7 protein-coding genes are annotated in these 5,870 nt (G+C 64.9%); 2 read left to right on the forward strand and 5 right to left on the reverse strand.

The window, feature by feature from the left end; all coding sequences use genetic code 11:
* Positions 1-60 precede the first annotated feature (60 nt).
* The 5 genes from ACFE71_RS14490 to ACFE71_RS14510 are packed head-to-tail and all read right to left on the reverse strand — an operon-like array spanning position 61 to position 2,220.
* Complete coding sequence (locus tag ACFE71_RS14490; RefSeq protein ID WP_375429470.1) at positions 61-612, reverse strand: hypothetical protein; 552 nt, start codon at positions 610-612, stop codon at positions 61-63.
* An 18-nt stretch (positions 613-630) separates the two neighbouring features.
* The gene (locus tag ACFE71_RS14495; RefSeq protein ID WP_375429471.1) at positions 631-1,059 is read right to left on the reverse strand and encodes a hypothetical protein; all 429 of its coding nucleotides are present in this window, start codon (positions 1,057-1,059) and stop codon (positions 631-633) included.
* Positions 1,056-1,700, reverse strand: coding sequence for a hypothetical protein (locus ACFE71_RS14500; RefSeq protein ID WP_375429472.1), 645 nt, complete (start codon positions 1,698-1,700; stop codon positions 1,056-1,058). Before ACFE71_RS14500 ends, ACFE71_RS14495 begins: the two co-directional genes overlap by 4 nt.
* Entirely contained in the window at positions 1,700-1,855 is a 156-nt protein-coding gene (locus ACFE71_RS14505; RefSeq protein WP_375429473.1) for a hypothetical protein, read from the reverse strand. Before ACFE71_RS14505 ends, ACFE71_RS14500 begins: the two co-directional genes overlap by 1 nt.
* The gene (locus ACFE71_RS14510; protein WP_375429474.1) at positions 1,807-2,220 is read right to left on the reverse strand and encodes a hypothetical protein; all 414 of its coding nucleotides are present in this window, start codon (positions 2,218-2,220) and stop codon (positions 1,807-1,809) included. Before ACFE71_RS14510 ends, ACFE71_RS14505 begins: the two co-directional genes overlap by 49 nt.
* Positions 2,221-3,829: 1,609 nt before the next feature.
* Here ACFE71_RS14510 and ACFE71_RS14515 point away from each other — a divergent pair.
* Complete coding sequence (locus ACFE71_RS14515) at positions 3,830-4,147, forward strand: antibiotic biosynthesis monooxygenase family protein (protein ID WP_375429475.1); 318 nt, start codon at positions 3,830-3,832, stop codon at positions 4,145-4,147.
* Entirely contained in the window at positions 4,144-5,637 is a 1,494-nt protein-coding gene (locus tag ACFE71_RS14520) for a carotenoid oxygenase family protein (RefSeq protein ID WP_375429476.1), read from the forward strand. The genes ACFE71_RS14515 and ACFE71_RS14520 overlap by 4 nt, the downstream gene beginning before the upstream one ends.
* Positions 5,638-5,870: the final 233 nt, after the last annotated feature.

Here is a 5,870-nt window from a genome sequence, read left to right on the forward strand (position 1 = left end):
AGCTCTCATCCTGATCGCCGCTCGCTTCTCATCCAGATCGTCGCGCTACAGGCAACCCACTTATCCTCGCTGTTCAGATTCACCGAGCCACCTCTCTCCCATGGCCCGCTCCAGCCAAGCACTGGCGCGGACGCGCCCGGAGCGATGCTCGGTGCCGTCGCGCCACGGCGCTTCAACTGGGCGCAGCCGGCTGTTCTGCAGCAGGAAGCAATCACGCCTGACGCCCGCATGGTATGGATTGGGAACCAGCCAGAGCGGACCCGCCTTCGCCTTCCACAGCGACATGGGCGCGTGCCACTGGTTCTCGCTCAACCGCCAGATGCCGAGCGCCAGCCGAACGCCGGCCTCTGGACGGCCGGATGACGAGACGATCAGGGCATCGCTTCGCGTGCGCCGCATTGCGGTCGCGACGACGGCCATGACGCGCTCCAGCGGTGCCGCAGAAGGTACCAGCAGCAGCTGAGCTGACTCAGCGCAAAGATAGTCGGAGAAGGGTCGCGGGAGCACGGGTCCGATGGGGGCGGGCGACCAGCGCGCGCCACGCGCGACGGCGAGAGCGGCCAGCAGCGCGCACGCCGCCGCAGCGTGCGGCTCGGCAGGATTGGAGGTCATCGTGGGTCCTTCAGGAAATCAGGAGTAGCGATCAGCGACCCGCCACATGCTCATCTTGGGGATCGGCTTCATGCCAGCGGCGAGCCGCAACACCGCGAGGTCCTCCGGCTCGGTGCAGCCGGAGAGCCGTTCAGAGATGCTCGCGCCCCCCAGTTCGGCCAACGACCGCTCCAGGGCCGCGCGGATCGCGACCGTATCGTGACAGCAGCGTACTTCGACCCTGACGAGGACGTTCAGGACGAACGCGGCGCGAGCGCCGTCCGCAAGCGCATCCAATGAAAGCCCCTCTCCGATCATCAGACGAGCGACATCGTTCTGGTCGAGCCCGACCGCCTTCGCGACCAGCGTCGGTGCGAGCCCGTGCGTGTAGAGGAGGCGACCGAGTTCGGCCAAGGTCCACCCGACGCTCGAGATGTTAAGGGCGATCGTACCCGAAGATATGGTCATGCCCGCCCCTCCGCGCGTTCACCTTCGAAGGCGGCCACGATGAGGTCCCGTCCCTTGTCGCCGCAGAGCGGCGCGGCGAAGCTGGCAAGGCCCAGGCTGGTGACCCTGCGGCCGATGAGCGCGTGAACGTGCGGCAGGTTGCTGCTGGCGGCGCGGTGCGGCGCATGCTGGACGAGCAGCACGGCAACGCCCAGGTCGCGCACCAGCGTATCCAACATGACGGCACGGACGATCTCGTACATGCGGTGGAGGCGTGAGGTCGGCCAGGTGATCGTCACGTAGCTCAGCACTACCGGCTTGTCCGCCGGCTGCTCGGCATCATGCGCTTCCATCAGAACCTTCGGGCACGCGAACCGGTCGTCCGCATCGTCGGGCAGCAGCACCTCGGCCCGCGCCGCGGTCACCGCCCAGGGAGCATCGGCAGGCGGCGGGACTGGCTGAAGCTTGGCCTTGGTCATGGCCACGGCGCTGTTTCTCCAGCCCCGGTATTCCGGCCGGAGAACACCGTATAGGATCCTGAGGCCCGTCTCGCCCGGCGGATCTCCAATCAGCGGCAGCCAAGTGTGCGGGTTCAGGGGATCGGGATCGCGGTCGCCGTTGATGACGCATGCATCCTTCGTCTTTGCGGGTTTGGCGACCATCAGCGCACCGCTACCGGCCGGAGGAGGTCGGCGAGTTGGCCGCCCGCGCGGAAGATGCCGTCTCCACGCTCGGAGAGCGTCTCGTACGGCGGGACCAGCTCGGCGTTCAGTCCGTCCTCGCTGATCGAGACGGATGCGCCGAAAAGATGGGGCACCAGCCAGAGATCACCACCGCGACGGCCCATAGCGTGAGGTCGGTCATCGACCAGGGCTGGCAGGGCAGCAGGGCGAGCGTCACGTCGGCGGTGACGTAGACCAGACCGTCCTTAACTCGGCTTACTCGGAGCAACGCTGCGTCGAGATGCAGGTCCCGTGCGAGCTTCTCGATGCGATCGCGGTGGGACGGAGCGGTCGCGGTCGTGACGCTTAGCGTGGTACCGCAGTGGTCGATGTGGATGGTGTTCGTCGGCAGACCGATCACGTTGTCGTAAGCGCGGCTGCCGGTCGCGGCGAGTGCCTCGAGCACGTAGTCGAGCGTCGCCAGCGCGAGGTCGCGCACCGGCAGGTCGATGGTGGACATGGTAGAATTGGCCTTCAGCTTGCGTCGTCGCGGACCGTCTGATCCGGACAAGTCCTTCGGGATTTCATCTTCCCAATGGGCTCGCAGCGCCCGCCCCTGCTTCCTACTATCTACCTTGTCGGCGCGTGGACGCACGCTTAGCCGCATTCTTGTCAAGCGAGAGACGCTTGGGCACCGCAGCTTGACGTGAGTGGCCTTCATTTCAGGCCTCGCTATGTCACGACTGACGTTCTTACCCTGCTCTACCAGGCCGCTCGCGGTGCGCCTTCCGGAACGTCGTCGAAGCGACGTGGAGGACCCGACGGCCTAGGCCGGAGCTATGTCGAAACGCGAAGGCGGACCGACGCCCTCCCCGGCGAGGGGACGCATAAAGGGTTTCAACAGGGCGCAAAGCCAATCGAAAACCCCTGCTAAACTGGCTGCGGCAGTTTTGCGGTATTGCGCCGAAGATTTTGGGTGTGTCAGAAACTCGGTCCTGACATACTCAAAATCACCAAACCATGGGTTTGGGGGATGATCCTGACATATCTAACCAGGGGCTCGGCCCGGTTCGGATAGGTATGTCAGGGAATCTGGAATGGACGTACAAATTGTTGCCGCAGTGGAGCCCCGGATTCACCTTCACGGGCCTTGTGCGAATGCCGACATTATTAGCCCGGCGGGCTCTATTGCGTCGAAGGTTGGAAGTCGTCGGCGACACTTGAGCGTGAAGATGAGGAGAGTGCGTAGCGCTCCGACGAACTGTCTCGCGGTGGCCGTCCCGACCTTGCGAGCGTCTCCGATTCATCCGCTGGTGCGCTCGCCAAACAGTCCCGATTGCCGCGTCAGGCAGGCGATCGAGCGTCAGATCAAACAAGTACTCGGACCCCGGCGCGACGCCATTCAGAAGCAGATGGGCACCCCCGGTAGCCCTGGCGTGATTTGGCTGGAGATGATTCACTTTGCCTGGCGAGGGAGGCGGCGGATGCGTCAGGCGGGTTTGTTCGGACTATCAAACCAACTGAAGCGGTTGTCGGACTGTGGTGACCCGCTGGAGACGATGAGCCGGTTAGTCGACTTCGCGGTATTCCGCCCAGCGCTGGAGAAGGCGCTGGCTTACGGCGACGGTGCCAAGGGTGGTCGACCACCCTAACGCCGCGTCCAAGAGACAGCGTTGAATCGACCATGAAGTCGATCGTGAACATCTGTCCACGATGCCTAGTCATTGGCGGGCTGTTTGCGGCTCCCCAACTTCGGCCGCTTGTTTATCTCGCCGATGGAGACGCACACACGGTCGCACTCACCGCGCAAACAGCAGGGCCTGATAAGCGTCCGGGGTGAGTATTTCCCGATACAGTCCAGAGCGCCCGACCGCATCGACCTCAAGCCTGCCCGTGTGATGGAAGCGCCGACGATGCGCGGGATGATGCCGAACAGTTAAATAGTCTGGGAATCGATAGCCTACGTGCAGCCTGACCTAAAGTGTATCACTCTGGCCGGCTTGGGTGGTCCCCCGACCCGGACACTGGTTCAGGCCAGGCTTTCAGCACGGACCAGGCGTCATCGCCCTCGCATCCCGGCCGGCTCCGCCCCACCTTGAACTTGTCCAGTCGACGCAGGAGCTTGCCCCATGTTCATCGCCATGAATCGTTTTCAGGTGATCCCCGGCGGGGAGGAGGCATTTGAGGAGGTCTGGCTTTCACGCGACTCGCACCTTGCTGGCGTACCGGGGTTCATCGAGTTCCACATGCTGCGTGGGCCCGTGGCCGACGACCACGTCCTCTACTCGTCGCATACCGTATGGCGGTCGCGCGAAGATTTAGAGGCTTGGACCCGGTCCGAGGCGTTCCGCGCCGCCCATCGCGGTGCTGGCGACCACAAACCGCTGTACCTGGCGCCGCCGCGCTTCGAAGGCTTCGACGTCATCCAGACGGTTACGCCATCGTGACGCTCAGTCCGCGCCCAGCGTTCGCCAGCCGGGTCGAGCAGGCGGTCGACCGCGTCGTCGGCGCGATCGCCTCACCGATCGTCACCAGCATCGCCGCGTTCAACAAGCGCCGCCTGCCACCCCGCGATGCGCCGCATCCGCTGCTTACCGGCATCCACGAGCCGATGACGAACGAGCTGACGCTCACCGACCTCGCCGTCGAGGGTATCATCCCGCCCGAACTCGACGGCCGCTACGTTCGCATCGGCCCCAACCCTGCGGATGCCGACCCGCGCTCCTACCACTTCTTCACCGGCGACGGGATGCTGCACGGCATCCGCCTCCAGGGCGGGCGAGCCCGCTGGTATCGAAATCGCTGGATCCGGTCGACCGATGTCGCAGCGGCGAGGCACGTGCCGGCGGCTCCGGGTCCACGGCACATCTTTGATACCGTCAACACCAGCGTGCTGGACCATGCAGGCAGCGGCTGGGCACTTGTGGAGGCCGGCAGCACGCCGGTCCGCTTCGACGAGCAACTGGAGACTCAGCGCTACGACGACTTCGGTGGCACCCTGCCCGGCTCGTTCACCGCCCATCCGCGCCGCGACCCAGCGACCGGCGAATTGCACGCGCTGTGTTACGAGGCGACCGATCCCAAGCGCGTCCGCTACAACGTGGTCGATGTGGCCGGCCAAGTGCGACGATCAGTGACGATCCCGGTTTCGCATGGGCCGCTGATCCACGACTGTGCGATCACGCAGCGGTACGTCGTCGTCATGGACCTGCCGCTCACCCTGTCGATGCGCACGGTGCTGGCGGGGCACGGCTTCCCCTATCGCTGGAACGAGAAGCACCCTGCCCGGATCGGGCTCCTGCCGCGCGACGGCGAGGCGGAGGACATCCGGTGGTTCCCACTCGATCCCTGCTTCGTGTTCCACACCGCCAACGCCTACGATCTGCCGGACGGGCGCGTATCGCTGGATGCCGTCGCCTACGACCGGATGTTCGCCGGCGACAACTTGGCGCCGGACGAGCAGCCGCGGGGCCTCGAGCGCTGGACGATCGACCTAAAGACGGGGACAGTAGATCAGCGCGCGATCGATCCCTCGCCGCAGGAACTGCCGACGATCGACGAGCGCCGCACCGGCCTACCCTATCGCTTCGCCTATGCGCTCGGCCTGCCCGAACAGTTGACCGAGACGCTATTCGGCGAGGTGCCGCTCATCAGGCACGATCTGGAGCGTGGGACGCGGCAGTTGCACGAGTTCGGGCCGGGACGCATCGCAGGCGAGTTCGTGTTCGTGCCACGCTCGCCGGATGCGGACGAGGATGATGGCTGGCTCATGGGGTTCGTGATCGACGCCGACGGCTACAGTACTGCGCTGGAGATCTTGGACGCCCGGAACTTCGAGGCACCGCCCGTGGCATCCGTCCGCGTCCCTCATCGCGTGCCGCCCGGCATTCATGGCGCATGGCTGACCTCCTCTGATTTGAGCAAAGGTGCACGTTGAGTCCGGCGTGATCTTCGTGTTCCACGCTCAAGGGTGAAAGGACCCACTTGCAGACATTCAGGCTCCGTGTCGCCGCTCCCCAAAGTCGACGCTCGTTCATCCACGGCTGATGGTTCAGAAACGTCGGGAGCGGACCAGGAGCTTAGGTCCTTCGGGCGTGATAAGCAGACTTCAGCAGCCGGCGTCACAACCGTTCGAGACTGTTGAAGAACTATCGCTTGCGGCGGCCGTGC

Source organism: uncultured Sphingomonas sp., from assembly GCF_964237155.1.
Classification (GTDB): domain Bacteria; phylum Pseudomonadota; class Alphaproteobacteria; order Sphingomonadales; family Sphingomonadaceae; genus Sphingomonas.

What these genes read in the sequence shown, in the direction of transcription:
- ACFE71_RS14490 (WP_375429470.1), bottom strand. Translation starts at nt 612, where the DNA reads ATGACCTCCAATCCTGCCGAGCCGCACGCTGCGGCGGCGTGCGCGCTG.
- ACFE71_RS14495 (WP_375429471.1), bottom strand. Translation starts at nt 1,059, where the DNA reads ATGACCATATCTTCGGGTACGATCGCCCTTAACATCTCGAGCGTCGGG.
- ACFE71_RS14500 (WP_375429472.1), bottom strand. Translation starts at nt 1,700, where the DNA reads ATGGTCGCCAAACCCGCAAAGACGAAGGATGCATGCGTCATCAACGGC.
- ACFE71_RS14510 (WP_375429474.1), bottom strand. Translation starts at nt 2,220, where the DNA reads ATGTCCACCATCGACCTGCCGGTGCGCGACCTCGCGCTGGCGACGCTC.
- ACFE71_RS14515 (WP_375429475.1), top strand. Translation starts at nt 3,830, where the DNA reads ATGTTCATCGCCATGAATCGTTTTCAGGTGATCCCCGGCGGGGAGGAG.